General features: G+C 38.1%; 25 protein-coding genes. 16 read left to right on the top strand and 9 right to left on the bottom strand.

The features are described from left to right. Positions 1-75: 75 nt before the first annotated feature. The 11 genes from kynA to cysC all read left to right on the top strand — a co-directional run bounded on the left by kynA (position 76) and on the right by cysC (position 9,926). A complete protein-coding gene (kynA, locus tag ACFOU2_RS11830; protein ID WP_377915347.1) occupies positions 76-933 on the top strand; it encodes a tryptophan 2,3-dioxygenase in 858 nt (285 codons plus the stop codon). An 88-nt stretch (positions 934-1,021) separates the two neighbouring features. Next, the gene (kynB, locus tag ACFOU2_RS11825) at positions 1,022-1,648 is read left to right on the top strand and encodes an arylformamidase (RefSeq protein WP_377915345.1); all 627 of its coding nucleotides are present in this window, start codon (positions 1,022-1,024) and stop codon (positions 1,646-1,648) included. 360 nt (positions 1,649-2,008) lie between these two features. Further along, positions 2,009-2,737: a sugar phosphate nucleotidyltransferase gene (locus tag ACFOU2_RS11820; RefSeq protein ID WP_377915343.1), complete on the top strand. Its 729-nt coding sequence runs from the start codon at positions 2,009-2,011 to the stop codon at positions 2,735-2,737. Between the two features lie 223 nt (positions 2,738-2,960). Then, a complete protein-coding gene (gene rfbC / locus ACFOU2_RS11815; protein ID WP_377915341.1) occupies positions 2,961-3,527 on the top strand; it encodes a dTDP-4-dehydrorhamnose 3,5-epimerase in 567 nt (188 codons plus the stop codon). After that, positions 3,524-4,555 carry an NAD-dependent epimerase/dehydratase family protein gene (locus ACFOU2_RS11810; RefSeq protein WP_377915339.1) on the top strand — a complete coding sequence of 344 codons (1,032 nt, stop codon included), beginning with the start codon at positions 3,524-3,526 and terminating at the stop codon, positions 4,553-4,555. The genes rfbC and ACFOU2_RS11810 overlap by 4 nt, the downstream gene beginning before the upstream one ends. 106 nt (positions 4,556-4,661) lie before the next feature. Then, on the top strand, positions 4,662-5,534 hold the full coding sequence (rfbD, locus tag ACFOU2_RS11805; protein WP_377915337.1) for a dTDP-4-dehydrorhamnose reductase: 873 nt from the start codon (positions 4,662-4,664) through the stop codon (positions 5,532-5,534). 251 nt (positions 5,535-5,785) lie between these two features. After that, on the top strand, positions 5,786-6,514 hold the full coding sequence (locus ACFOU2_RS11800; protein ID WP_377915335.1) for a sulfotransferase family 2 domain-containing protein: 729 nt from the start codon (positions 5,786-5,788) through the stop codon (positions 6,512-6,514). A 158-nt stretch (positions 6,515-6,672) separates the two neighbouring features. Beyond that, on the top strand, positions 6,673-7,953 hold the full coding sequence (locus ACFOU2_RS11795; RefSeq protein WP_377916372.1) for a glycosyltransferase: 1,281 nt from the start codon (positions 6,673-6,675) through the stop codon (positions 7,951-7,953). 100 nt (positions 7,954-8,053) lie between these two features. Then, entirely contained in the window at positions 8,054-8,860 is an 807-nt protein-coding gene (locus ACFOU2_RS11790; protein WP_377915333.1) for a PHP domain-containing protein, read from the top strand. 150 nt (positions 8,861-9,010) lie between these two features. Then, positions 9,011-9,166: a hypothetical protein gene (locus ACFOU2_RS11785; protein ID WP_377915331.1), complete on the top strand. Its 156-nt coding sequence runs from the start codon at positions 9,011-9,013 to the stop codon at positions 9,164-9,166. 163 nt (positions 9,167-9,329) lie between these two features. Further along, on the top strand, positions 9,330-9,926 hold the full coding sequence (cysC, locus tag ACFOU2_RS11780) for an adenylyl-sulfate kinase (RefSeq protein WP_377915329.1): 597 nt from the start codon (positions 9,330-9,332) through the stop codon (positions 9,924-9,926). 351 nt (positions 9,927-10,277) lie between these two features. Here cysC and ACFOU2_RS11775 read toward each other — a convergent pair whose 3' ends face one another. The 3 genes from ACFOU2_RS11775 to ACFOU2_RS11765 form a co-directional block, all read right to left on the bottom strand. Beyond that, a complete protein-coding gene (locus ACFOU2_RS11775; RefSeq protein ID WP_377915327.1) occupies positions 10,278-10,451 on the bottom strand; it encodes a hypothetical protein in 174 nt (57 codons plus the stop codon). Between the two features lie 133 nt (positions 10,452-10,584). Then, positions 10,585-11,085: a hypothetical protein gene (locus ACFOU2_RS11770; RefSeq protein WP_377915325.1), complete on the bottom strand. Its 501-nt coding sequence runs from the start codon at positions 11,083-11,085 to the stop codon at positions 10,585-10,587. 273 nt (positions 11,086-11,358) lie between these two features. Next, positions 11,359-11,484 carry a hypothetical protein gene (locus tag ACFOU2_RS11765; protein WP_377915323.1) on the bottom strand — a complete coding sequence of 42 codons (126 nt, stop codon included), beginning with the start codon at positions 11,482-11,484 and terminating at the stop codon, positions 11,359-11,361. Positions 11,485-11,909: 425 nt separating this feature from the next. Between ACFOU2_RS11765 and rpmG the strand changes: the two genes are divergently transcribed. Beyond that, a complete protein-coding gene (rpmG, locus tag ACFOU2_RS11760) occupies positions 11,910-12,059 on the top strand; it encodes a 50S ribosomal protein L33 (protein ID WP_377915321.1) in 150 nt (49 codons plus the stop codon). Positions 12,060-12,250: 191 nt separating this feature from the next. Continuing rightward, a complete protein-coding gene (locus ACFOU2_RS11755) occupies positions 12,251-13,447 on the top strand; it encodes a GTP-binding protein (RefSeq protein WP_377915319.1) in 1,197 nt (398 codons plus the stop codon). Between the two features lie 526 nt (positions 13,448-13,973). On the opposite strand, the gene ACFOU2_RS11750 is transcribed toward ACFOU2_RS11755, so the two are convergent. Continuing rightward, a complete protein-coding gene (locus ACFOU2_RS11750) occupies positions 13,974-15,284 on the bottom strand; it encodes a replication initiation protein (protein ID WP_377915316.1) in 1,311 nt (436 codons plus the stop codon). A 1,128-nt stretch (positions 15,285-16,412) separates the two neighbouring features. On the opposite strand from ACFOU2_RS11750, the gene ACFOU2_RS11745 reads away from it, so the two are divergent. After that, positions 16,413-16,658, top strand: a complete 246-nt coding sequence (locus ACFOU2_RS11745) for a DUF2187 family protein (protein WP_377915314.1) — start codon at positions 16,413-16,415, stop codon at positions 16,656-16,658. Between the two features lie 673 nt (positions 16,659-17,331). On the opposite strand, the gene ACFOU2_RS11740 is transcribed toward ACFOU2_RS11745, so the two are convergent. Continuing rightward, a complete protein-coding gene (locus tag ACFOU2_RS11740) occupies positions 17,332-18,147 on the bottom strand; it encodes a transporter substrate-binding domain-containing protein (protein ID WP_377915312.1) in 816 nt (271 codons plus the stop codon). A gap of 638 nt (positions 18,148-18,785) precedes the next feature. Then, positions 18,786-19,979: an MFS transporter gene (locus ACFOU2_RS11735; protein ID WP_377915310.1), complete on the bottom strand. Its 1,194-nt coding sequence runs from the start codon at positions 19,977-19,979 to the stop codon at positions 18,786-18,788. Between the two features lie 212 nt (positions 19,980-20,191). Here ACFOU2_RS11735 and ACFOU2_RS11730 point away from each other — a divergent pair, with 212 nt between their 5' ends. Further along, positions 20,192-21,496 (top strand): ATP-binding protein, encoded by a 1,305-nt coding sequence (locus ACFOU2_RS11730; protein ID WP_377915308.1) that lies wholly within the window; start codon positions 20,192-20,194, stop codon positions 21,494-21,496. 62 nt (positions 21,497-21,558) lie between these two features. Next, positions 21,559-21,786, top strand: coding sequence for a hypothetical protein (locus tag ACFOU2_RS11725; protein WP_377915306.1), 228 nt, complete (start codon positions 21,559-21,561; stop codon positions 21,784-21,786). Between the two features lie 70 nt (positions 21,787-21,856). Here the strand turns inward: ACFOU2_RS11725 and ACFOU2_RS11720 are convergent, their stop codons facing one another. From ACFOU2_RS11720 to ACFOU2_RS11710, 3 genes are all read right to left on the bottom strand, one after another. Continuing rightward, positions 21,857-22,291 (bottom strand): STAS domain-containing protein, encoded by a 435-nt coding sequence (locus ACFOU2_RS11720; RefSeq protein WP_377915304.1) that lies wholly within the window; start codon positions 22,289-22,291, stop codon positions 21,857-21,859. Positions 22,292-22,718: 427 nt separating this feature from the next. Then, positions 22,719-23,336, bottom strand: a complete 618-nt coding sequence (locus ACFOU2_RS11715) for a DUF2238 domain-containing protein (protein WP_377915302.1) — start codon at positions 23,334-23,336, stop codon at positions 22,719-22,721. Positions 23,337-23,572: 236 nt separating this feature from the next. After that, entirely contained in the window at positions 23,573-24,712 is a 1,140-nt protein-coding gene (locus ACFOU2_RS11710) for an AbrB family transcriptional regulator (protein ID WP_377915300.1), read from the bottom strand. Positions 24,713-24,906 lie beyond the last annotated feature (194 nt).

The raw sequence follows: 24,906 nt of genomic DNA, 5'->3' as shown, positions 1-24,906 counted from the left end.
GCTAATGTTGGAAAATTTAGTGGGCCTTATATAGAAAGCAGCAATATGTATAAATAAAAAAAGGAGGGTGACGGTATGGTAAACGTCAATAATAATGAAACAAACGCCAAGTCGGGATTGGAGAAAGAGATTCATACAGATTTCCAAAAAGAAATGTCGTATGGAAGTTATCTTCATCTCGATAAGATTTTATCCAGCCAACATCGATTATCCGATCATCATGATGAAATGCTTTTCATCATCATTCATCAGGCAAGTGAGCTATGGATGAAGCTCATATTACACGAGATAAACGCAGCCATTCAATGTATTCGGCGCAACGATTTGGAACCGTCTTTTAAAATGCTCTCACGTGTATCGAGAATTCAGCAGCAATTGATCCAATCATGGAGTGTCCTGTCCACGTTGACTCCTGCCGAATACATGGAGTTTCGGGACAAATTGGGTCATTCATCCGGGTTTCAATCTTATCAGAACCGTTTAATCGAATTTGCGTTGGGAAACAAAAATGCTCATACTTTATTAGTCTATCAACATCAGTCCGACCTTTACAAAATGCTGACGGACGCGCTTCATGAACCAAGCATCTATGACGCAGCGATTCAAGCTCTCGCAGTCCGTGGATTGCCGATTGACCAGGATGCTCTTGACAGGGACTGGTCCCAAAACTATCAGCCGAATGCGAGTGTAGAGGAAGCATGGCTGACGGTTTATCGCGATGTTGATCAATATTGGAATTTATACGAGCTGGCAGAAAAATTGGTGGACATCGGCAGCCAACAGCAGTTATGGCGCTTTAACCATATGAGCACTGTCGAACGGATCATTGGCCATAAGCAGGGAACAGGAGGTTCATCAGGTGTAACTTATTTAAAGAGAGCGCTTGATCAGCATTTCTTCCCTGAATTATGGTCCTTAAGAACGAAGCTTTAACGGGATAGCATGAAGCAAATTTTGTATGTAAGGGGCTGGATAATAGGCCCTTTTCCTTTCTTAGAAACAAGATACGGAGGAAAGCATCATGAACGCATGGATTGATATATCACAAAGGCTGGATGAAAAAGTTGCTGTATGGCCCGGGGATACTCCTTTCTCTTACCATATAAATTGGAGTAAAGAGGACAGCGGGTCAGTCAATGTAGGTCAAATCACAATGAGCATCCACACAGGTACACATATTGATGCCCCTTTTCATTTTGATGATGAAGGAAAAAGAGTAATTGATTTAGATATCAATTTATACATTGGTCCTGCCCGCGTCATCCATCTATCAAACAAGACAAAGATCGGAGCAGATGAATTGCAAAGCGTAAATCTTGAAGCAGTAACACGCCTATTAATCTATACAGGAGCATGGCAAAATCGCTCTGTTTTTCCGGAAACCATCCCTCATATTGAACCAGAATTGGCTTCTTATCTTTCACAACGCGGTATTCGGCTCATCGGCCTTGATTTACCGTCTGTGGATCCTTTGGATAGTAAAGAGCTGTCAGCCCATCACGAATTGGCCCGACACGGGGTTCATATTTTAGAAGGGATTGTCCTTGATGATGTGGCCCCGGGGGATTATGACCTATCAGCCCTTCCGCTTCCGCTTGCACAAGCTGATGGAAGTCCAGTAAGGGCTGTATTAAAAAAGATAGAGTAACATTTAGTTAAAAGCGTGGGAACGGTTTATTTCGTACGAATGAGCCAAGTACTCGAAATCAAGGTTGTGTTTCAATGAAGCCATACAATGAATGCAATCCAAGCATGAAAATGATGATATAAGGAGACTGACAGGATTTCTGCCGGTCTTTTGCTATGTATAGGGAAAAATGTACAGATACCTTATCGTTTTGTCTTTATGGAACAATAAGGCTTCCTAAAAAAATTCTTGTATCAAAAGCTGATGCTCCCTAGGCCAGTGATTACGAGTCACTATTTTCTAAAAAAAGTTTTTTTTCATCAAACACTATCCCGCACTTTCTCATAAACTTTAATGATCGTATTAAGGAGTGGTAGATGCATGAAAGGAGTTATATTAGCGGGAGGAACGGGTAAGCGGTTGAGGCCTTTAACGCGTATTATCAATAAGCATTTGCTTCCCGTCGGTCCATATCCGATGATTTATTGGCCAATTCAAAAATTGAGGGAAGCTGGTATTGACGATATTTTAATCATTACAAACCAGCACGATCTCGGATCTTTTATTTCTTTGCTGGGACTTGGCGAAGAACTGGGCGTTCGTTTAACATACAAGATTCAGCCTGCCGCAGGCGGTATTGCTGAGGCCTTGGGTATTGCAAGTACATTTGTGAAAGGCGAAAAGTTTGTTGCGCTGCTTGGAGATAATATTTTCCAGGACAGCTTAGTTCCATATATCCAAGCTTTTGAACAGCAGTCTGAAGGAGCAAGGATTTTACTCAAGCGTGTGAGTGATCCACATCGATTTGGAATTGCAACATTAGATTTGGCCCATAATCGTATCCTAGATATCATGGAAAAACCAAAAAATCCATCATCTGATTACTGCGTAACAGGCATCTATATGTATGGCCCGGAAGTATTCGAATATATTATGCTTCTTGAACCTTCCAATAGGGGAGAATTTGAGATTACAGATGTCAATAATTTGTACATTAAAACCAATAGCTTGCAGTTCGATTTTTTAAAGGGATGGTGGATCGATGCCGGTACTCCGGAATCGCTGCATCAATCCAATCAATTTGTTTTCAGGGACTTATGCAATGATTAAGTTCAAGATAGATGTTAATAGGCTGGCCAAAAGACAAGAGACTCACTTCCATTGAACCGGCTTCATGAAATGGTCCGTCCTGTGAAATTCAGTAAAACCAAGACGGACCATTTCGCATAAAATCAAGGGAGTTCTTTTTAGCCACCAGGCTTTACTTGTTCCATCCCGTTTGCTGGCTATATCGTGGATGAAATGTTGAAAAAGTAGAAAGGAGATGGGGAAAGTGAAAAAAATTAGAACAAAGCTGGACGGCGTATATATTATAGAACCGCATGTGTATGGTGATCATCGCGGATTTTTCATGGAAAGCTACAATCTGCAAGAATTCAAAGAACTGGGAATCGAACACCATTTTGTTCAAGATAACCATTCACTGTCGGTGCAGGCAGGAACGATCAGGGGGCTTCATTATCAGTTGAATCCAAAAGCTCAAACAAAACTTGTCAGGGTACTATCAGGCGCTGTATATGATGTTGTGGTAGATATCAGGATAGGCTCCCCTACATTCGGGGAATGGGCAGGAGTTATATTGAGCGAAGAAAATAAACGGCAGATCCTCATACCGCAAGGATTTGCCCATGGTATTTGCACATTGGTAAACAATACACAGATTATGTATAAGGTTGATGAATTTTATTCACCTAAGCATGATCGAGGAATTTATTGGAATGATCCTCTATTAGAAATTGCTTGGCCGGTTGCCGATCCGATCTTATCGGAGAAAGATAAAAACCTTCCATTGCTTGAAAACGCCGAAAATAATTTTCTTTTTAAGGAGGGGCTGTGGTGAAACAAGTTCTTGTGACTGGTGCCGGCGGATATATAGGAAGTGCGTTAGTTCCGAAACTTTTGGAAAAAGGCTATAAGGTAAAAGCTGTAGACCGGTATTTTTTCGGACACGATAAATTAAACTCTCATGAGAATTTAAGGATCATTCAAGAAGATACACGCAGGCTGAAGCCAGAACATTTTGCAGAAGTAGATGCCGTCATCGATCTCGTTGCGATTTCAAATGATTCAAGTGGAGAGTTATTTAAAAAAGCTACGTATGAAATTAACCATATCTCCCGGGTTCATACAGCCGTGACAGCGAAACAAATGGGCGTTAAAAGATATATATTGTCATCATCTTGCAGTTTATATGGATTTCAGGATCAAGATGCCATAGTAGACGAATCTTCACTGACTAACCCTCTTACAGTATACGCAAAGGCAAATGAGAAAGCCGAATTAGGCGTACTCCCTCTAGCAGACCAAACCTTCATTGTTACCGTCATCAGACAGGCGACTGCCTTTGGATATTCACCAAGAATGAGGTTTGACTTAGCGATTAATGGAATGACATACGGTGCATGGGAAAATGGGGTGATTCCATTAATGCGGGACGGCACGCAATGGAGACCGTTTGTTCATGTCGATGATACGACTGATGTGATGTGCCTGCTTCTTGAAGCGGAGCGCAGCCTGATCAATGGCCAGATTTTTAATGTAGGGTCCAATGAAAACAATTATCAGCTGGGGGAACTAGCGGAAGAAATTGTGAGCGCCCTCCCGAAAACAGTCAAAATCGAGTGGTACGGAGACCCAGACCACCGATCGTACCGAGTGAATTTTGATAAAATCGAACAAACACTAAATTGGAAAGCAAAATGGTCCGGTGCAGATGGGGCACTTGAAGTATACAGGAAGCTGGAAAGCGGGAAACTGACTAAATCAGAGCATACCATTACATTGAATTGGTATAAGGACTTAATGAAATGGCACCAAATCATAAAAGAGGTGGAAAAGTACGGCGGAATTTTGGATATTGAAACTTAACACATATGGTTGGACTTTGAATTCTCACTAAAAACGTGTAAAAAAGCAAAATAAAACAGATTAAAAGAATGACACACCGGTGGAGAGAATATTAGGAGGATGATAAATGAAAAGGATACTTCTTTTAGGAGCGAACGGTCAGCTTGGAACGGACATTCATTTTGTTTTTTCCTCTTTTCCGCAATATGAGCTAATCGATGTTTACCGAAAAGACTTAGATGTAGAAAAAGATGATATCCGCCAATTTTTTTCTCAAGTTGAATTTGACATACTTATCAATTGTACGTCCTACCATAAAACAGATGAGTGTGAGGACTTTCCATCCAAATCTCTTGTGGTGAACAGTCTTGCTGTATCGGAGATGGCAAAATATTGTCACGAGCATGATAAAGTATTGTATCACTTTACAACGAATTATATTTTTGACGGAAAGAAAAACCGGCCTTACAAAGAAGACGATTGTGCAAACCCGCTTAACGTTTACGGCATTTCCAAGCTTGCGGGTGAACATTTCATCAGCAACTTTCATGATAAATATTTCATTTTCCGGGTCTCCTCTCTATTCGGAAAAGCTGGAGCGAGCGGAAAAGGCGGAAATTTTGTGGAAACAATGATCCAGTTGGGAAAACAGGGAAAGACAATCAGAGTTGTCGACGATCAAGTAATGTCTCCAACGCATACACTAGAGATTGCAAAAGCTGTATTCACCTTTATTGATAAGAAAATAGATGCTTATGGTATTTATCATTGTTCAGGGGAAGGAGAATGCAGCTGGTACGAGTTTGCAAAGGAAATTTTTGTCCAATTAAATATGGACGTGGATTTAATCCCTATTCTGCACACAGGCTATCCAACAAAGGCTAAAAGGCCGGTATATAGTGTACTCGACAATACAAAGATCAATGAAATCTATCAAATGGTAAATTGGAAAAACTCGTTAACTGAGTATTTGTATCGAAAAGGGCACTTAACTTTTTAACATCAACCCTTGCCTTTTATCTTCTTCATGGCTCTTCTGTTCTCTCATCTTGAATAAACTTACAAAGGTTCTTGTATAAGCAGCTGGCAAGAACCCGCAAGGGAGCTTGCCAACTGCTTATGCGTAAAGAATTTAGCATGAGCGTTTTTTGCTCATATCAAATTCTTTATGTGGATTTATATAAAATAAGAAAAAATTGGAGAATTACAAGATAAGAGTTTCCATGCAAAACAAAGAGGAGGGAAGTATGGATGACAGCAGAGAAACGTTTGCTTATCTATATGCATATTCCCAAAACCGGGGGAACAACATTAAAAAACATTATTAAAAAGCAATATCATTCTAAGGAAGTATGGTTTCATATGGAGAAAGATATGATTCCTAAATTAAAAGAGAAAAGGAAAATCGATCAATTAAAGTGTGTGGGCGGTCATTGTTGGTATGGTCTTCACGAGTACTTTAAGCGGCCATACCAATATTTTACGATACTAAGAAATCCGATTGATCGGATTGTGTCAGAATATTATTACATTTTAAGAAGGCCTCATCATAAAGCATATCCTCAAGTCCAGAACATGTCTCTTATGGAGTTTATCCACCATTTCCCGCTAAAATCATCCAACCAGCAAACGAGGCGAATCTCAGGATGCATTCATGAACCAGATCTGGATCTTGCCAAAAAGAACCTCCAAAATAATTTTACCGTTGCGGGCCTTTCAGAAATGTTCGATGAATCCATTTTCTTGATGAAAAAAACGTTTAATTGGGGAGATATCTCTTATTCAAAAGAAAATGTCACAAATAATCGTCCTTCCGTTACTGACATGCCTAAAGACATTTTAAGTGAGCTAGAGAAGAGAAATGAAATGGATTTAGAACTTTATACGTTCACTAAGGAATTGCTGGCAGTAAAACTTGAGAGTCTAGATTCCGACTCTAAACAAGAATTAGAAATGTTTAAAGCCGGCAAACAAGATTAGGCTCTGATTTTTCATTTTTATCAAAGGTCTTCTCAGTTGTGCTTTATATATTTGACGTTCATGGGGTAAAGCACGATGCACAATCCAAAATAAGACAACAATTTGGAAAGCATATAACTTTGCTTTTCCAGTAAAAGAGGGTGATTCATTTGAAACCGGTGGTATCTATTGTCATGACAAGTTACAACAAGCCAGACACTGTAGGAGAGGCTATTCAAAGTGTACTTGACCAAACGTATACAAACTGGGAACTGTTTATTATGGACGATGCTTCAAATGCCAAAACGCAAAAAGTGATTGAAAAATATTTGGAAGACCCGCGCATTCGTTTTTATAACAGCTATGTAAAAGATGAAGAACGCTATAAAAAGACAAGATATGCGGTTTTAATCAATAAGGCACTCCCCTTAACACAAGGAAAGTACATTTCTTATTTAACGGACGATAATTTTTATTTGCGGAATCGATTAGAAGTGATGGTTGACTATTTTTGGGAACATTCGGACATTGATATTGTTTATTCTGCGCAAAGAGTGAAGAATGTCGACACAGAGTTAGATATTGTTTCAGAATTTATTCGAAAAACAAATGGAATCTTAACAAAGGCTTCGAATTTGGTCGATCACTGCTCGGTCATGCATACAAGATCAATTGCAGAAAAAATATACAGAAAATACGGAAGCTATTGGGATGAAGATGCAAAGTATTGGCATAACGGGGATGCGGCCTTTTGGAAAAGGCTGAACGAATGGGAGCCTTTTTATCCAATTGATAAGGTCCTGGATGTTTGTCTGAAAAATGAAGTGTCCTTTCAAAAATTAAATATCCATCTGCCCGACCACCTGCCTGACGGGATTCTTGTAACGGGAGTAGACACGGACATCTATTTTATTGACCGGCAAAAGCGCAGAAAAATCGATCATAACATGCTAAGAAAGCTGAAGCTGGATCGCAGGAAAATAATTCGAATTCATAATCCGCTTTTATTTAAATACAGAGAAGGACCCCCTATTAATGAGACAATTTATACCGACGTAAGCCTTTTTCCGAATCTTCTATTAGTCAAAGACACACATACACGCGCTGTTTATTATATTCAAGATCAAAAGAAACGGCTGATCAAGAATGAAGCTACGCTAAATAAGTTTCATTTCAATATGAAAGAGATCATTCACTGCGACCGGGATTTTCTCAATCAATGGCAGGATGGCGAACCTATTACAGATCGAATTACTGATAAGGTCTTGCTTCCGGACAGAATTTTATTTAACAAACGCGATAAGTACTATTTGAGCTGCAATAATCATCTTCACCCCATTGAAAAGAGAATTGTCGGGAGATTGGGTTTTTCATACAATCAGGCCGTGTCCATAACCAATGAACAAATTTCTTTTTTTGAACAAGGAAAACCGTATGTATGGGAAGTGGCCTTATTTTAATCTTTAATCTAATAGGGCTCTTATATGCAATCAACCCCCATTTAACACTACGTGAAGCGGGGGAAATCGGCAGTCTATTTTTTTGAGAGGAGATAAAGGAATGGATTTACAGGAAATTGTAAAGTCTGGTTTGTTTGATTTACATTTGCACACAACGGCATCGGATGGAGATTATTCTCCACAAGAGGTTGTGCAAAAAGCCTATGATAAAGAGCTGAAAACCATTGCGATTACAGATCACGATACATTGGATGGAGTAAACGAGGCGGTTAAAGCGGGACTTAATCTCGGTATACGGGTGATTGCCGGAATTGAATTAAGCACAAAGTACAAAGGAAAAACAGTCGATATTTTAGGTTACAACATCAAACCTGCGGGTGAATTGACCAAAGTGTTACAAGCAATGCGACATGAAAGAGAAACCCGTGCGGTACAGATTATCCGTAAGTTTCGAGACATCGGCATGGTTATCTCAATGGATGATGTCCTCAAGTACAGCCAGGGTGAAGTCATCTCAAGACCGCATATTGCGAAAGCGATTGTAGAAAAAGGGTATGTCAACGATTTTCAGACAGTCTTTGACATGTATTTAGCGGATGGCCGGCCTTGTGCAGTTGACAAAATGATCATTACACCAGAAGAAGGAATCCGTCTCATCCACAATGCTGGAGGGCTCGCTGTATTGGCACATCCGATTGTACTGGAAGATCATTTAGTCAACGAGTTACTTCAATTCCCGTTCGACGGTATTGAAGTATGGCATCGGAAACATGGGAGAGAGGATAACGAACGCTATAAGGCATATGCTCAGCAATATCACCTCATTATGACCGGTGGATCTGACTTTCATTCAGATGCCCATCGGCTGGGTGAATTCGGCTGTGACTTTTTTGACGGAACTTATTAGCAAAGAACATATTTCATCAAAATGGCCATTTAGCTTAGTCCCTCTTTTTCAGAGTGAATATATTATGTTATCGGGAAAGGGAGATAGAAAAATAGAAGAAAGTAAAGTAAAAGACAACAAAAAGAAGGAAAGAAAGCAAAAGAAGAGAAAATGAATAACCTTGCTGCCAGAAAAGAAGAACAAGCGACAGAAACAGTATACGAAGAAGTTCAAGAAGGAACAAATGAAGAAGAACATTGGTTATATTTTCATTTCAGTCATAAGAAGAGGCTGTCTTCTTGGAAGACAGCTCGCTTCACTGTGTAAGAATTTTCCCATTTTAAGTCTACACATATGTGGATATTCGGAACAGACCTTCCCATACAAGCATAAATAGTATATCAGAGGATCAATTATGAGTGCAATGTATCTCTAAAAAAGTAGGGTTAAGTATCGTTGACCATAATTTATGTATGAAAGGATGGAGCAGATGGAACGACAAGACAAATATATTGTCTGGCATCAAAGTACCGTTACGAAGAAAGATAGACAAGCGCTAAACAAGCATAAAAGCATGATGATTTGGTTCACCGGGTTATCAGGTTCGGGCAAGTCAACCTTGGCCGATGCACTTGAGAGGGTATTGTACACTGAGGGAGTACGGACATATTTACTTGATGGAGACAACTTGCGGCATGGGGTGAATCAAAATCTCGGATTCAGTCCGGAAGATCGGAAGGAAAATATTCGAAGAACGGCTGAAGTAGGAAAGTTATTTGTTGATGCGGGAGTGGTGGTTTTAGCGGCTGTTATTTCACCTTTTGAAGCTGACAGGAAAGCGGCAAGAAACATTTTTGAAGAAGGTGAATTTATTGAAGTGTATGTAAAATGTCCGCTCGAAGAATGTGAATTGCGTGATCCAAAAGGGCTGTACAAAAAGGCGCGTGCAGGAGAAATTCAAAACTTCACAGGTGTAACCCAACCATACGAAGAGCCAAAGAATCCAGAGATAGTTCTGGATACATCTGTCCTTTCAGTGGATGAAGCGCTAAAAAAACTGTTGGATTTTATTAGAGAAAGCCTGTAAAGCTGTCGAGTTCATGACTCTTATTGAATCTTGATGGCAAAAGGAATGATTGCTTTGTATACGAAGGAACCACACGGCGGGAGACTAGTCAACCAAATGAATTGATTTTATGATTATTCGCGACGGCCAAACACCGCCTCCTGAATTTAGTCGCCCCGAAGTGGTTAATATCCTGATAAAGGGAATGAAAAAGGAATGGGTAAGATGACTAAAAAGATGTGGATACCATACCCTTTAGTCATCTTACTAAAAGAACCTTTCATGAGGAATCCGTGCAGCATCAAGGATTTTAATGAAGGGTTTCTTCAGTGGAAAATGGCTTTCCTAGCTATCTCAGACTGATGCATCCCTTTATTCATTTTCTTTTGGATCTTCCTGGTAATGCTCATTCAAATAAGCATTTTCGGTTGTCGCAAAATGGACGGATTGAAGGCTTGTTTCAGGATCCAGTCCATAATATCCTTTTAATTCATTTTTTGCTAAGTTGCCGCTTTGAAAGAGAGGTTCTCCTTTCTTTTCCTTCATCTTCTATCCTTCCTTCCTATTCGTGTATGTTCTTGTATTAGTATGCTCGAAATTTAACGCTTCTTATTAAAGAATTGGAAGTAAGGAGTATACGGAGTACCTTACAGAGTTTTTTTTCGGGTAATTAGTCTTTTTATCGAGGAGGCAGCGGCGCCGGTCTGAGATTTTCGAAAGAAGCTCTTAAAACTGTGTTGACAATACGAATTTGTGATGCAGGGGATACGCTGTAAATTCTCATGATATCAAAAATCCATGGTTCTCGCCTTTGCAATTGCCGTGATGCTTGCTCTATTTTTTGATCGATGTTGCCAGTATAATTGTTGTAATTTTCATCTGCGAACGTCACCGTTGATCTAAATAAATAATCAGCAAGCTTTCGGTCCATCCCGCCCCTTTGAATCTCCGTATAAATGGTTCCATACTGTTGATTCAAAACTCGCATCACCCGGTTTACATCTTCCGGTGTTCTCATTGTCTCTTCATCATAATATTCGAATCCATCATATGCCTGCTGCACATAGCCGTTTGGCTGCCCGTAAAAGGAAGGATAAACCGCCCGCGCAGTATACAGGTTTTGATAAATGGGCGGATTTGCCATCCCCATATGCGGATTAAACCATTGATTGTATTGCATGTTGTCACCACCTAATTGTTATCACCCTATCATATGTGGGCATTGGAGAAATGGCACTAAGCATTCGATACATACTTTCATCAATTAGACTCACCCTGTAGGGACATAAAAAGCTATATAGGAAATAGAAAGAAAGGAAACGAAAAGGGGACCATATTATGGGGGGCCCCAAAGCCATCGTTTTTTTCATGGTTTTGGGGCATTTTTCACTTTTTAAATCATTTTGTCGCACTTAAAAATTATTGGAAGAAATGAAAGTAAAGAATTGGGTTTTTATTGTCTGGAATTTTGACGCTTCGTAGGATGAATGGCCTTTTCAAGCTCTTCAGCAGCCATTACGTTATTAACAGTATCTGCATTCGGCTTTCCTTTTTGAGACCCTTGTTTTGCCTTTGCCATCTTAATCACTCCATTTCTCAGTCGAGATAACAACGGATAGTTTGTGAAAAACCTTCCTGGAATATGCGTCCTGAAAGAAGTCAATCTACCCATTCAAGCTTGTACAAGAGAACGGCAAAAACGCTTGGCCGTAAATATTGCCAATAAAAAATAAAAACAAAGGGGTAAAATCCGCAAATATAATCTAAATAAACTATGTTCTAAAAGAAAATATAATATTAAATCATAGCCATTAAGACAGTCCCAAACCACATCCTATATATAGGAATTCTATTTATTTTTTTTAGCATCAATCCTCACCCTTAATAAGGCTAAAAGCAATGGTTTGTTGGCACTGGACTAAAATCTTCTTGACTTAGCAAGTTAAAGCATTATACAATACAAAACGTAATTATTACGGTTTAATCAAAGGAGGATATTACATAATGAGAGTAAAAGTAACACTACAATGTACGGAAACAGGTGATCGTAATTACATAACAACGAAAAACAAACGCAACAATCCTGATCGATTAGAGTTAAAAAAATACTCACCACGTTTAAAGCGTTATACTCTGCACCGTGAAACCAAATAGCGAGGAGAAAAAGAGATACAAATACTTAATCGTGTTACATGATCAAGATAGGCGAATTAAATTGGTGCCTTTATCAAAACCAAAATCGGCCTGTTCAGAAAATATCAATACCAGAAGAAAAGGGCTAAAAATGAATTTTTTATCGCCATAAAATCGTAATAATAACGATTTGTGATTAATAGGAGGATAACATGAATAAGATTCCAGTGACTGTATTGAGTGGTTTTCTTGGCTCTGGAAAAACGACTCTCTTAAATCATCTTCTTGCGAACCGGGAAGGCAGGAAGATAGCTGTTATCGTCAATGATATGAGTGAAGTGAACATTGATGCAGCATTAATTGAACAAGGCGGTTTTTCACGAACGGAGGAAAAATTTGTTCAACTGCAAAATGGCTGCATTTGCTGTACATTGCGAGAAGATCTGATGATTGAAGTTGAAAAATTAGCGCAAAATGGTCAGGTCGATGCTATTGTCATTGAATCAACAGGTATCAGTGAGCCCATCCCTGTGGCCCAAACATTCGTATATATGGATGAGGAGCTTGGGATTGACTTAACAAAAACATGCCGACTTGATACGATGGTGACGGTTGTGGACGGTTATCGCTTTTGGAGTGATTTTTCATCGGGTGAAAGCCTATTGGACCGAAAACAAGCAACAGATGAACAAGATACAAGGGAAGTAGTCGATTTGTTAATCGATCAAATTGAATTTGCCAATGTGATCGTTTTGAATAAGCTAGATATGGTGGACAGAGAGACCGCTGACATATTAAAAGGATTTATTCGAAAATTGAACCCTGGGGCAAAGCTGATTGAAACATCCTTTGGGAATGTTCCACTTTCTGAAGTGCTCGATACGGGGTTGTTTGATTTTGAACAGGCAAGTCAAAGTGCGGGCTGGCTAAAGGAATTGAATGAAGAACATATCCCCGAAACAGATGAATACGGTATTTCTTCTTTTGTCTACCGAAGAAAGCGCCCGTTCCATCCGGATAGATTCAACCGATTGTTGGAAGAATGGCCGATTGAAGTTGTCCGTTCCAAAGGCTTCTTGTGGATTGCCAGCCGTAGTTGTATAGCCACTTTACTGTCCCAAGCCGGTCCTTCCATTATGCTGGAACAAGCAGGTTACTGGGTAGCAGACCTTCCGGAAGATGAACGAAATGAAGTACTGAATGAAGAACCGGAGCTTCTCGAAAGATGGGATAATGAAACAGGTGACCGAATGACGGAGCTTGTATTCATTGGGATTGATATGGATCAAGAAGAAGTGGAGCGCCTTCTGGATGAATGTTTACTGTCCAGCGAAGAAATGGAGATGAATTGGGGGGATTTCTATGATCCCCTGCCGAATTTAAGTGGAGAAGGGATCGTACAATTCTGATAGAGGAAGCAGGAATTTCAAATAGCGTGTTGAATATCGTGATGGATAAGTCAGGAGAAATTGAAGTGGCTTCATATAAAAATTACGACATGAAAAAATGAACATATAACAGAGAAGTTTAACCATTTGACAAAAAGAGAAGTGGACATCATATGTGTCCACTTTCATTTTTTGTTATGCGGAAGTTTTATAGTTGGACACAGGGGCTTTGCCAGGTTGAGGCTTCCAGTTTTTTAACTTGTTTTTCAAGTAGTCCTTCAAAAAATCACGCTTCTTTTTCCGCTTTTTATCACGATTTTTCACAGGAACATCACCCCCTTTAAGTTTTACCGGAAAAAATCCGGTTATCTTTATTATAACTTTATCAGCAAACTCAATCTATCCCTTCCGGAGAAGGTAAAAGTATCCAATCATCTATTGCATTATATTCAAATAGCAACATAAAAAAACCCTTATAACAACCCAAACGACAGATTTATATAAGGGATTTTCTTATTAGCTATTATTGATGGGTTTTAGTCTCATCCTATAGATGCTCTAAAATGGCTTCCTGGTACAACCTTCTTAAAAGATCATTTTGAAAATCATCGAATAACCTCATAGGCAATCCTAACTCTTTTCGTTTTTGTATATCCATTCGAAGGGTGTTGCGCACTTCTGAGGCAGCGATTTTGGCCGCATCCTCTTTTTCCATGGACAGGTTTTTCTTCAGTTCATAAACCTCTAGGCAATAATGTTCGAAATTTTCTTGTAATTCAAATCGTTTGAGATAGGAAGAGAGTTTTTCATCCTCCGTTGTTTCCTTCATAAATGACGGAATCATCTCTTTTCTGATGACACCACGTCTTTTTGGCGCCCAACCTTTTTTGACAGCGGATAATAAATAACCGGGAACGTTATCAATTTCCTTTGTTTGCAATCGCTGCTCTGTGTATTCAAGGGCGTTTTTTATACGCTCAATCTCGTATTGTTCCAGTAAAGACGCAGCTGTTGATTCCTCCATGTTATATTTTAAAAGTTTGCGGAGTAATGCGGCTTGCTCCTCGCCCCATTTTTTCACAGAGACTTCTTCTACAGGTACAACAGAGTTTTCCTCTATAACCTTCTCCTTTGCTGGAAGTAAAGTTGGTTCCTCATGATCTTTTGGAATGATACGGAACTCTATGGCGACCACTTTTCTCCCGCTCTTTACTTCTTGAAACTCAAACTTCATATCTGTGACCTCATTGATATCTTCTTGGGCTTTTAACAAGATTCGATTCTTGAAGTGACCGTATTGTTTATATGTATTAGGTTCCAGCCCTATCCATTCCCTTAAGGTTTCAAGAGGAATCGTACGGGTTTTATGCCGTAAAAATTGATACTGCTTTAGCAATTCATAAATTCGAATCGAATAGAAAGAACTGAGTTGCAATATATATTTGAGCTGATAGGAAGTAAAGCGTTTCTTCATATTGAGCAAAAATGGTTTTAGCTTGGAAGAAATCTCTAATTCCACATAGCCTTCACCCGGAAAATATTCAGCGCTGGCTAACCAATTCACAACAAGAGTTGATTTGTCCTGTTTGATTGGAATGGTTTTTTCCTGCAACCCTGTGATGATCTCACGAATGTATTGATAAATATTGCCCTTAATTCCAACCATGTTAGCAAACTCTTTAACAGTAAACTTATAAACCTGGAAATGTTCATCATCAGGTTCAACCATACTAATAAGTGTATGTATAATCCTTGTTTCTTGCAACGATAACTTATAAGCGGTTTCGATTAAATCATTTGACTTGGTTACTTTATGATCGGGGCTAATTTTTTTCTCCTGTTTTATGACTTCCTGCATATGACTGCCTCCTAGCTATCCATCACTAATTTTAATAAATTGTGATAATTACATCAATCAAAATCCTTTTAAAAGTATAAAATCTGTGATAGTTGCTGCTTTTTACTATAAAAAGTGTGATAGTTACAAAGCAAATTCAATATCGAGATAAAAAATGTGATAGTTAATGGGACTGCCGCTTGCAACAAATTTTATAGAATGCCAGGAATACCTCATAATTAAAGGATTTAGCGTGTTTTGAAGACATTCATGGTGCATAAAATCATAAATAAAAAGTGTAATAGCTACAAAATGGAATGCGGAAAGAATGGAGATAAAAAATGTGATGGTTAAAATAAAAAGTGTGATAGTTAACATAAAAAGCATGATGGTTAAAGATAAAATCTGTGATAATTAAGATAAAAAACGTGATGGTTAAAGATAAAATCTGTGATAATTAAGATAAAAAACGTGATGGTTAAAGAAAAAATCTGTGATAGTTAAGATAAAAAGTGTGCTGATTAGGGATAAAACTTGTGATAATTGAGATAAAAAATGTGATGGTTAGAATAAAATATGTGAGAAATTGGATAAAAAGCGTGAGAGTTGGAAAATAAAATGTGTGATTCCTAACATAAAAAGTGTGAGAGTTCAAATAAAAAGCGTGAGATTATGAATAAAAAATGTGATAACTAAAATAAAATCTGTGATATCAAGGATAAAAAATGTGATAGTTACCCTCGATAAAAGTTGATATATCAAGCTTTTTAAAATCTTAAAACATAAAAACAAAAAACAATTAAACAAAGAAAACATAAAAACAAAATATATATAAACAGTATAAACAGATAGAAAAGTATGTTTTGGTTATAATGTTGAAAATACACATTGCTATAACTAAAATGACAAAGATACTGGCTGACTAGGCTGACTGCTTACATCACATTCATATAAATACAAAATCTTTTTTTAAAGAGGTTTAAAATATAAAAATTTAGGTAATTAATCAAGGATAAAGTATATTTAGCTCTAAAACAGGGTAACCGCTTATCCTGCCGTATGCTCCTTAAAGAGCGATTTATAAATAAAAAAGGAAAGTTAGGGGAAAGTTAAAAACAAATGTAATATAGAATTAGAAGGAGAAAGCCTATGAGATCAGAAAAAAGATTGTTGCATAACCATTCGGCCGTTAAAATTGGGGATATGATTAAATGGGAGAGAGAAGTGATTCAACAGCGCCAAAAAGAAAATGTGACCCTAACAGGAGAAGTAATAAAAATCAATGAAAACTCGGTGATTGTAAGACTGCTTGATCCAACTCTTACAAAGTTGTTACGAATTGAAAACGACCTCACCAATGTACATCATAATCGATATAGCATTTTAACCTCATAAAAGCAGCCTGGTTATTGGACCAGCTGTTTTTTTATCTATATAAATCATTTGACATAAATAAAAAGCATTTATGTCAAATGATTTATGCATAAGCGGCTGCCCGCGCACGTTGGAGCTGAACAGTCGGCTTCGCTTTTCTTAGTTGTCCAGCTGCGCCTCCTAGCTCCTCCTACGTTTCACTCCTTCCTGCGGAACCAAAAAGCGGTTCCTTCTCAGGAGTTCCAACGCACGTCGGAGCTGAACAGTCGGCTTCGCTTTTCTCGTCTAAAAATGAAAAAACCCTGTTAACCGCGCAGGATTTCCCATCCTGTTGGCAAAGGGTTTACCGACTAAATTTTCATCCCATCCGATAGTTAAAGCTTCCCGGCTTCATTAGCTAGGATATACGAAAGAGGTTCATCGTGAAACGGACAGAAGCGGAATTTTATCCATCTTTTTTATAAAAAAAGATGGATAAAATTCTAACAGATTCTTTTTATAGAGAATTTTTAAGTAAATATCAATAAAAATTCAGGGGCTACCTGAAGAAAAAACCATCTTATATTCCGAAATTGTTTCGTTAATTTCATTTCCTTTAACGAATTGCTATGGCAGTCATTTTCTATAAACATAGAAAATGGAGAGCACGCTTTTGGCAAAATCCAAATTCGCACTCTCCATACTTTTGTTTAAATTATTTAGCCGGCTGTTCGCCGCTGAACCATTTTTCGATTAATTTGTCTAGTTCGCCGCTTTCTTTCATTTCATTTAATACGCGGTCAAAGTCTGCTTTCAACTTGCTGTCATTAGGAAACGCAACAGCTGATCCCTTTTTCGCTGCATCAGGAACTTCAAAGCCTGTAAGGTTCTTATCTTTTGCAAAGTAGTTTTTCGCTACTACATCTTCGATGATTGCCGCATCAAAGCGGTTTGAATTCATTTCTTGAATAATTTCTGGAATGCGGTTGCGGTTTTCAACCTTCATATCAACAGTTTTCTTAATTTCATTCGCTTTTTCTTCTTGAATCGTGCCTACTTGAACACCAACTGTTTTTCCTTTTAAATCTTCCACTGTTTTAATGCCGCTGTCTTTCTTTATCACAATAAGATTTTTAGTAATGTAATACGGCTCAGAGAAATCGACGCTCTTTTCACGTTCTGGAGTAGGGGTCATGCCTGCCATAACAAAATCCACTTTCCCGGCTTGAATTGCAGGAATTAAACCATTGAAATCCATGTCCACTATTTTCACTTCGTAACCAAGTTCTTTCGTAATGGCTTTTGCTAAATCAGCATCAAAACCGATAATTTCATCACCTTTTGCTGTGTCAATGTACTCAAACGGCGGATAATCTGCAGATGTACCCATCGTTAATACTTTCTTTTCTTCTTTTCCTCCGGCATTTCCTTCAGAAGCATTTTCTTTATCATTGCTTGTCCCGCATGCAGCTAATAAACCAATAACAAGCATGCTGATTAAGGTTAATGAAAACCACTTTTTCTTTACCATACTTTTTCCCCCATTTTTATTTTTTAAAAATTAATAATATTATGAAATAAATTCTTTATTATTTCAAGGGCGTTGAACAAATTAATATTTATTCAACTAATTGTATTTTAACACGTTTTTATGAATATACAACTATTTTATTATAAATTTTTTATTGTATTAATAATATATAAATCCACATGATGAATTTGACATAGGCAAAGACCGCCCATGTCAAATTCATCATGCATAAGCGGTCGGCAATCTCCCTTTCGGGTTCTTCCCGACCGCTTATATGAAGACCTTTGTGAGCTTATTCGAGATGGAAGAACCGAAAGGCATAAATAACCTAAAAATCAGTAGTGAATGTTAAAAAATTAAATTGGATTTATATATATAAATTCACGTAAAGAATTTGACATGAGTCAAAAACGCCCATGTCAAATTCTTTACGCATAAGCGATTGCCAAGCGACATGAAGGGTTCTTGGCAATCGCTTATACGAAGACCTTTGTAAGCTCGTTCAAGATGAAGAAACAGAAAGGCGCAAATAGAAGAAGGAGCGGTGACAGAGGGGAAAATAAGCGGGATTTATATATAAATCGAACTTTAATGTACCACTAGTCTTCGCCTATGATCCTCTTCAGGGTTTTGTGGATTTATATAGACACTTTGCGGATGGATTCATTTTCCTTATTTGATTTAAAAAGTTGTTTTATTAATATGAGAGAGCAAATAAAAAAGACGATTACAACGAATCCGTACAATCCTCTAAAGCCCCCGAGGTGAAACAATATAGTGCCAATCATTGGTCCACATGCCATCCCCATATAACGGAAGAAATTATACACTCCTACTGCCGTTGCCCGATTGGTTTGGAATGCTTGTGTGAGTAAAGTTGTCTGTACAGGTAATGACGTTCCCAAAAATAATCCAACCAGAACAATAACCCCTATTAATAATGGAAGTGACACGGATGAAAGAAATAGAAACAGAAGGATAGAGGCTGCATTTAAAAAGGATGTAGTTACGACTACATTACGTCCTTCAAACCGTTCCTGAATTTTTCCTCCTATGAAACTACCGATCATAATGGAAAGAGACATAGGAAGAAATACCATTCCTTTTTGTTCTGCTGTTAATCCATATCGTTCACTTAGAAGGTGAGGAAGAAAGACAAGAAAGTTATAAAAGGAGTAGTAGTGAACAAATCCCAGAAGAATGATAGATGAACCTATCCGATTTTTTAAGATGATGAAAAAATCGTTTGGTGTAAATCGATTTCCCGTAATAGCTTCTGGTTTCGTTTCCTTAAGAAAAGCAAGATTACAAATAAACACAATCATCCCCACAACAGCTAGAGCGAGAAAGACAGAGTGAAAATCAAATGTTCCACCGAGAAAACCGCCAATGACTGGTCCGATAACCGGCCCGAGGGCTACCATCATCTGAAACGTCGCCATCGCCTTGCCGCGGGACTTTCCTTCAAATAAATCCCCGATCACTGTTACCGCTACAACAGAACCAGCCGCAATCCCGATGGCTTGTAACGCCCGAAAGAACAGTAATACATAAATGGAGTTAGAGAAGAAACAGCCGAGAGAAGCGAAAATATATAGTATAGTGCCGAACAAAATGACAGTTCTTCTTCCTTTTGTATCTGTCAAAGGACCATAAATCATCTGCATCAAGGCCAAGAACAAGGTGAAAATCGAAATTGTTAGGTTGACCAAAAATGGAGAGGTTTGAAAGGAGTGTGTCACTTCCGGGATGATGGGTGCATAAATCGTCTGGGTAAACGGACCTAAAAATGCAGCAAAGGATACAAGGTATACAATAAATTTTCTATTCATAAACAGAGGTCCCTTCCAAAAAATTTGATTTTCTTATTATAACAGGAAAGAAAGAAAAATTCCCTTTTCTTGTATGTTGATTCATTAAATAGTGTTTATTGAGTGATTTTCTTATGGTTTAATAGATTGATAGTAACTAAAAAATGCTATAATTATTTGAAAGTTCGATAAAAAAGAAAGTATTTGAATTATTTACATAGGGGGGCAAGCAATTGGTAGGTGTTCAAGGTCTACTCCTAAATATATTTATTATTTTATGTTCAATTTTTTTGAGCTTTATGATCATCTTAAATCAAAAGAAGAACAGCATTGTTGTGGACAAAAAGAGAAAATTCGCCATTCTCTTCTTGTCAGCTTTTACTATTATATTATGCATGTCTTTTCCGTTGTCGATGTTTCCCGGACACGTGTATGACTTAAGAATCATCCCTTTATTGCTGGGAATGCTATATGGAGGATATGTTACAGGGGGAGTATTAACCGTTGTGTTGTTCGCATATAGATTCTATTTGGGCGGGGATGGATTTTATACAACGATCTACTCTTATGTGATCATCATGTGTATTGCCTGTTTTTTTATGTCTAAATATAGGAGCGGTACAATTCAGAAAAAATTTTTTATTGGATTGGGCCTTTCATTTTTTTCCTCATTTTTGGTTACAATTATTAGTTACATTATAATGATCGATTCAGGAATACGGCTCGATGCAAATATGGGCAGCTTTTTCGTTGTTTATTGTCTCTTGCATGTTCTGGCGATGTGGATGGCCATCTATATCATTGAAATGATGCACGAAAATTTTATTTTTCGGAAGGAAATTGAACGGGCCGAAAAAATGTATGTATTAGGTGAACTGGCTGCATCGATTGCCCATGAAATTCGAAATCCGATGACCGTCATTCGCGGATTTATTCAACTCCTCAATAGTCAAGAAATTGACAAAAGAAATAAGGGTTATATGACTTTAATCATCAGTGAGTTAGATAGAGCTGAATCCATTATTGAAGATTATTTGTCCTATGCCAGGCCCCGGATGGAAAGAAATGAGGCTATTGAGATGGGGGAACTACTGAAGCAAATCATTAATATAATCGAGGGTTTTGCAACGATAGAAAATGTTGAAGTTCTATATCATATGCAGGATTCTTTGTTTGTAATGGGAGACTCAAAAAAGCTTGGGCAAGCATTGATTAATATTCTAAAAAACGGAGTAGAGGCAATGCCGGAGGGAGGAACACTCCAAATACATAGTTACCAAAGAGATCATAAAGTGATAATCGATATCACTGATAATGGGATAGGAATGGGACGCGAAGAAATAGAAAGATTAGGGAATCCGTTTTACTCAACCAAGGAAAAAGGAACTGGCTTAGGGCTAATGGTGACTTATCGAATTATCGAGACGATGGATGGCAAAATTGAAGTTTTTAGCAAGAAGGGAAAGGGGACAAAGTTTTCAATTATATTGCCGGCAATGAAAGAGAACAATTCCGTTTTGCAAACTAACGCGGTGTAAAAATCCCTTTTCACCAATGATGATATCATTCAATTATTACGAAAGCAAGGACGTGAGAAACGGTGGATTCCATTTCAAGTGCTGCTAAATACCTTACTGAAAATGCACAATCATTGGCTATTGAAATCGTTGATGACATTATCCATAGATTTGAATTTGAAGTTCCTAAAGAGGAAATAGAGCAGGCCATCATTGCCTATACTAATTTTTGGGGTTTTTTGGGGGAATCTGTTACTTTCGCTGAGGAGAATAAAGATTGTCAGTTGAATTTTAATGTTAATTTTTTATAAAACAAGCAAAAGGCCGGCCTGAAAATCGGTCCTTTTGCTTGTTTTGTTGAATATAGCCCATAAAAAACTTCTACCCCATAATAATTGGTAAGGCTTGTTGTAAACTGCTATAAGTAGAAATATTACGAAAATCTAACCCTAACTGTATGGTGGTTTGAGCTATCGTAGGGCTTATTCCTGTAATTACCGTACTGATCCCCAATAGGGAAAGTGCCTTATTGATTTGAAAGAGCTCATTAGCCACCATTGTATCCATATATGGAACCCCAGAAAGATCGATAATTAAGTATTCCAGTTTTAATTTGTTGCTCCGAGTAAGCGTTGTTTCTCTAATGATTCTGGCACGGTACGTATCAATATCACCTACCAGAGGTAAAATCCCGACTTTTGAAGTAACAGGGATAATGGGAGTACTCAATTCTAAAATCATTTCTTTGTGGGATGTTAAAAGTTCTTCATTTGCATGGCTTATCAAAAAGTCGTGCAGCCTTTGAATATTTGTCACGGAGAATCACCTTCATTAGAAAGATTTCAGTGTACTATTTTTATTTAACTATATCTTTAAATTTTTCTGCAACCATAACGCTTTATCTATCTTGCGAAGAACCTTTACTCCCTTTTATAGAGAAAGTCTCTCGTCTCTTGTATATGTTTACATCTTCTCTAACGAAATCAAATAGTTTTTGGATGGAAAATTTTCTATTGTAAGGATATTCAAAAATGCAACTATATGAATCCACATAAATCATTTGACGCGGATAAAAAACATCCACGCAAATGATTTAACCTTTGTAAGCTCGTTCAAGATGAAAAAACAGAAAATTTTCTACTTTTTTCAACACACTAAGCTCACCATTTTTGTGGTGGTTAAAGGACTTGATTTTTAGGATAAACCACTTCAGACTGAATATTTTGATAAATCAACTTCATTATTACTTCTTTTTTAACAGCCGGTCGTGTAGTTTTGACAGGATGAGCAACGCCAGGATCGAGCCGACTAAGGCAAACGACATATCCCATTGTGCATCCCAAATATCGCCCTGCGTACCCAAAAAATCTTTAGCCGCTTTTCCTCCCTTTGTTATCTTAGAAACTAACCATTCGGTAATTTCGTACAAGGCAGCGATTGCAAGCGAAATGCCTAGAACGATCACAACTAGCCAAGGGCCTGTAGTTAGTGGAGTTTTCCGTAATAATATTTCTCTTATTACAATGGCAAACGACCCCTTTAGAAAATGTCCAAATCGGTCGTAGTGATTACGTTTAAAATCGAACACATCTTTTATCCAATTAAAAAGGGGAACCTTTGAGTATGTGTAATGACCGCCGATGAACATCATAATGGCTAGAATTGCAATAATGATATAAGAAAGAGCAGTAAGGCGAAACTTGTTGTATGCTGCCATTACAACAATCAGTCCGATAACGGCAGGACTCACTTCCAGTACCCATGTTAAGTATCCTGCCGGCTTGATAACTGACCATATAAAAACGGCGATAACGGCCAATAATAAAAATAAATGAATGGTTGTACTTTTACCTCTTATCATTTTTTTCACTCCTATAAAGAGGTTTCCTGCTTACAGTATTTGAATAAACGCAGGATCGTATACAAAGTAAGTATAAGAAAGAAGGTGTATACTCAATGATTGGTAGACGCTTCTTTCATTATGTTAAAACACGAAACGATCAAACCTTTTATTAGATCAAGGGTTTGATCGTTTTGTGTTATTCATTGAAAATGATAGGGATGAATGTTTATGCCCAGTTGTTTCATTTTAAAAAATTATGTTGAGACATGAGAGTGCATGTTTTTGTGCAGCTCCCGGCGATTTAAGAATCTAAATAAAGGCGGTAAGATAATGCAGACGATCATGATACGAAGCACTTGTACCGCTACCACAAAAGTTGAATCCGCATGTAGAACGGCTGACGTTGTAGCCATTTCTGCAATACCTCCGGGTGCAAAAGCCAAGGCAGCGGTGACAAAAGTAATACCGGTTGCTTTTGAAACGAAAAACGCACATACAAACATGGCGAAGATAAGACCAAGAGTGCTTAACAAAGCTACAAAGATCGTTTTCTTTAATCCTGTTAACATATTTTTATGAAAACGGGAACCAATACTTGAGGCAATGAAAATTTGGGATAAAATCATAACACTGCGGGGCCACCAGGCAATCAGGTCATAACCAACATAAGAAGAACCGAGCGTTTGAACGCTGGCAACACCTAGCATTCCCCCGACTAACCATGGGGCCGGCAATTTTAAATATTTTCCTATATAGTACCCTCCCCATGCTGCCAATGCTAAAACAGCGGTCCAGAAAAGCTGGACTATTTCGAATTCGGGGATGCCGGCAGAAGCGGAATGGCTGGTTAGTGTATAGTCAGCAGGATTGGCGAGCCAAGAAGAAACAATCATTGGGATGGTCAGTACAACTAGAAAAACACGCATTGTTTGAATAATGCTGACGACTGCCGTATTCGCACCTACCTCTTCTGCAATGCCGGGCATTGCGGTTAGTCCTCCTGGTGCTGTTCCAAAAAAGCTTGTTAGCATATCCGTTTGACTAAACTTCCATAGAATGAAACCGGAAAGTACAGAAAACATAATGGACAAAAAAAGCATGACAATAATCGTCATCCAATCCTCTTTAAAGATATGCAAAACAGACAAGTTTATTTTTTGCCCCAACTCAATTGCCAACATACATTGCCCGATACGTAACCAATATGGCGGAATACCCTTTTGATTGATAGGTAACTTTAACGAAGCTGGCTGCCAAAAGGAAAGAAGAGCCCCGATAAGTAATGTTCCAATCATCCAGCCAATGGAAAGGCCTGTTAAAGAGAGAATAAAACCTCCGGTGCTGCTTATTGTGATGAACCCAACATTACGGATGAATAATTTATTTTCTTTCATACAAAGTCCTTCTTTCTTACTTAATACTAGCCGTTGAAAACGAAGGGGAGCATAAAGCCGCCATAGCAGCGTATTGTGAGGTATCCATGTTCTGATAAAAGCCATGGAATACTGTGTAGATAAATATAGTATAATTTTAGAAATAAATAAAATATCGAAATTTTATAGGTAACCATAAATAAAAACGATGGCTG

Source organism: Bacillus songklensis, assembly GCF_042649685.1.
GTDB lineage: Bacteria > Bacillota > Bacilli > Bacillales > Bacillaceae_H > Bacillus_BA > Bacillus_BA songklensis.
This window is presented reverse-complemented; position numbering and strand designations above follow the sequence as displayed.

Excerpts from the sequence above, each read along its gene's own strand:
- ACFOU2_RS11755 (WP_377915319.1), top strand. The coding sequence starts at position 12,251 with ATGAATAAGATTCCAGTGACTGTATTGAGTGGTTTTCTTGGCTCTGGA.
- ACFOU2_RS11745 (WP_377915314.1), top strand. The coding sequence starts at position 16,413 with ATGAGATCAGAAAAAAGATTGTTGCATAACCATTCGGCCGTTAAAATT.
- ACFOU2_RS11765 (WP_377915323.1), bottom strand. The coding sequence starts at position 11,484 with ATGGCAAAGGCAAAACAAGGGTCTCAAAAAGGAAAGCCGAATGCAGAT.
- ACFOU2_RS11775 (WP_377915327.1), bottom strand. The coding sequence starts at position 10,451 with ATGAAGGAAAAGAAAGGAGAACCTCTCTTTCAAAGCGGCAACTTAGCA.
- ACFOU2_RS11710 (WP_377915300.1), bottom strand. The coding sequence starts at position 24,712 with ATGAAAGAAAATAAATTATTCATCCGTAATGTTGGGTTCATCACAATA.
- ACFOU2_RS11715 (WP_377915302.1), bottom strand. The coding sequence starts at position 23,336 with ATGATAAGAGGTAAAAGTACAACCATTCATTTATTTTTATTATTGGCC.
- ACFOU2_RS11750 (WP_377915316.1), bottom strand. The coding sequence starts at position 15,284 with ATGCAGGAAGTCATAAAACAGGAGAAAAAAATTAGCCCCGATCATAAA.
- kynB (WP_377915345.1), top strand. The coding sequence starts at position 1,022 with ATGAACGCATGGATTGATATATCACAAAGGCTGGATGAAAAAGTTGCT.
- cysC (WP_377915329.1), top strand. The coding sequence starts at position 9,330 with ATGGAACGACAAGACAAATATATTGTCTGGCATCAAAGTACCGTTACG.
- ACFOU2_RS11800 (WP_377915335.1), top strand. The coding sequence starts at position 5,786 with ATGACAGCAGAGAAACGTTTGCTTATCTATATGCATATTCCCAAAACC.
- ACFOU2_RS11770 (WP_377915325.1), bottom strand. The coding sequence starts at position 11,085 with ATGCAATACAATCAATGGTTTAATCCGCATATGGGGATGGCAAATCCG.
- ACFOU2_RS11785 (WP_377915331.1), top strand. The coding sequence starts at position 9,011 with ATGAATAACCTTGCTGCCAGAAAAGAAGAACAAGCGACAGAAACAGTA.
- ACFOU2_RS11735 (WP_377915310.1), bottom strand. The coding sequence starts at position 19,979 with ATGAATAGAAAATTTATTGTATACCTTGTATCCTTTGCTGCATTTTTA.
- kynA (WP_377915347.1), top strand. The coding sequence starts at position 76 with ATGGTAAACGTCAATAATAATGAAACAAACGCCAAGTCGGGATTGGAG.
- ACFOU2_RS11820 (WP_377915343.1), top strand. The coding sequence starts at position 2,009 with ATGAAAGGAGTTATATTAGCGGGAGGAACGGGTAAGCGGTTGAGGCCT.
- rpmG (WP_377915321.1), top strand. The coding sequence starts at position 11,910 with ATGAGAGTAAAAGTAACACTACAATGTACGGAAACAGGTGATCGTAAT.
- ACFOU2_RS11740 (WP_377915312.1), bottom strand. The coding sequence starts at position 18,147 with ATGGTAAAGAAAAAGTGGTTTTCATTAACCTTAATCAGCATGCTTGTT.
- rfbD (WP_377915337.1), top strand. The coding sequence starts at position 4,662 with ATGAAAAGGATACTTCTTTTAGGAGCGAACGGTCAGCTTGGAACGGAC.
- ACFOU2_RS11790 (WP_377915333.1), top strand. The coding sequence starts at position 8,054 with ATGGATTTACAGGAAATTGTAAAGTCTGGTTTGTTTGATTTACATTTG.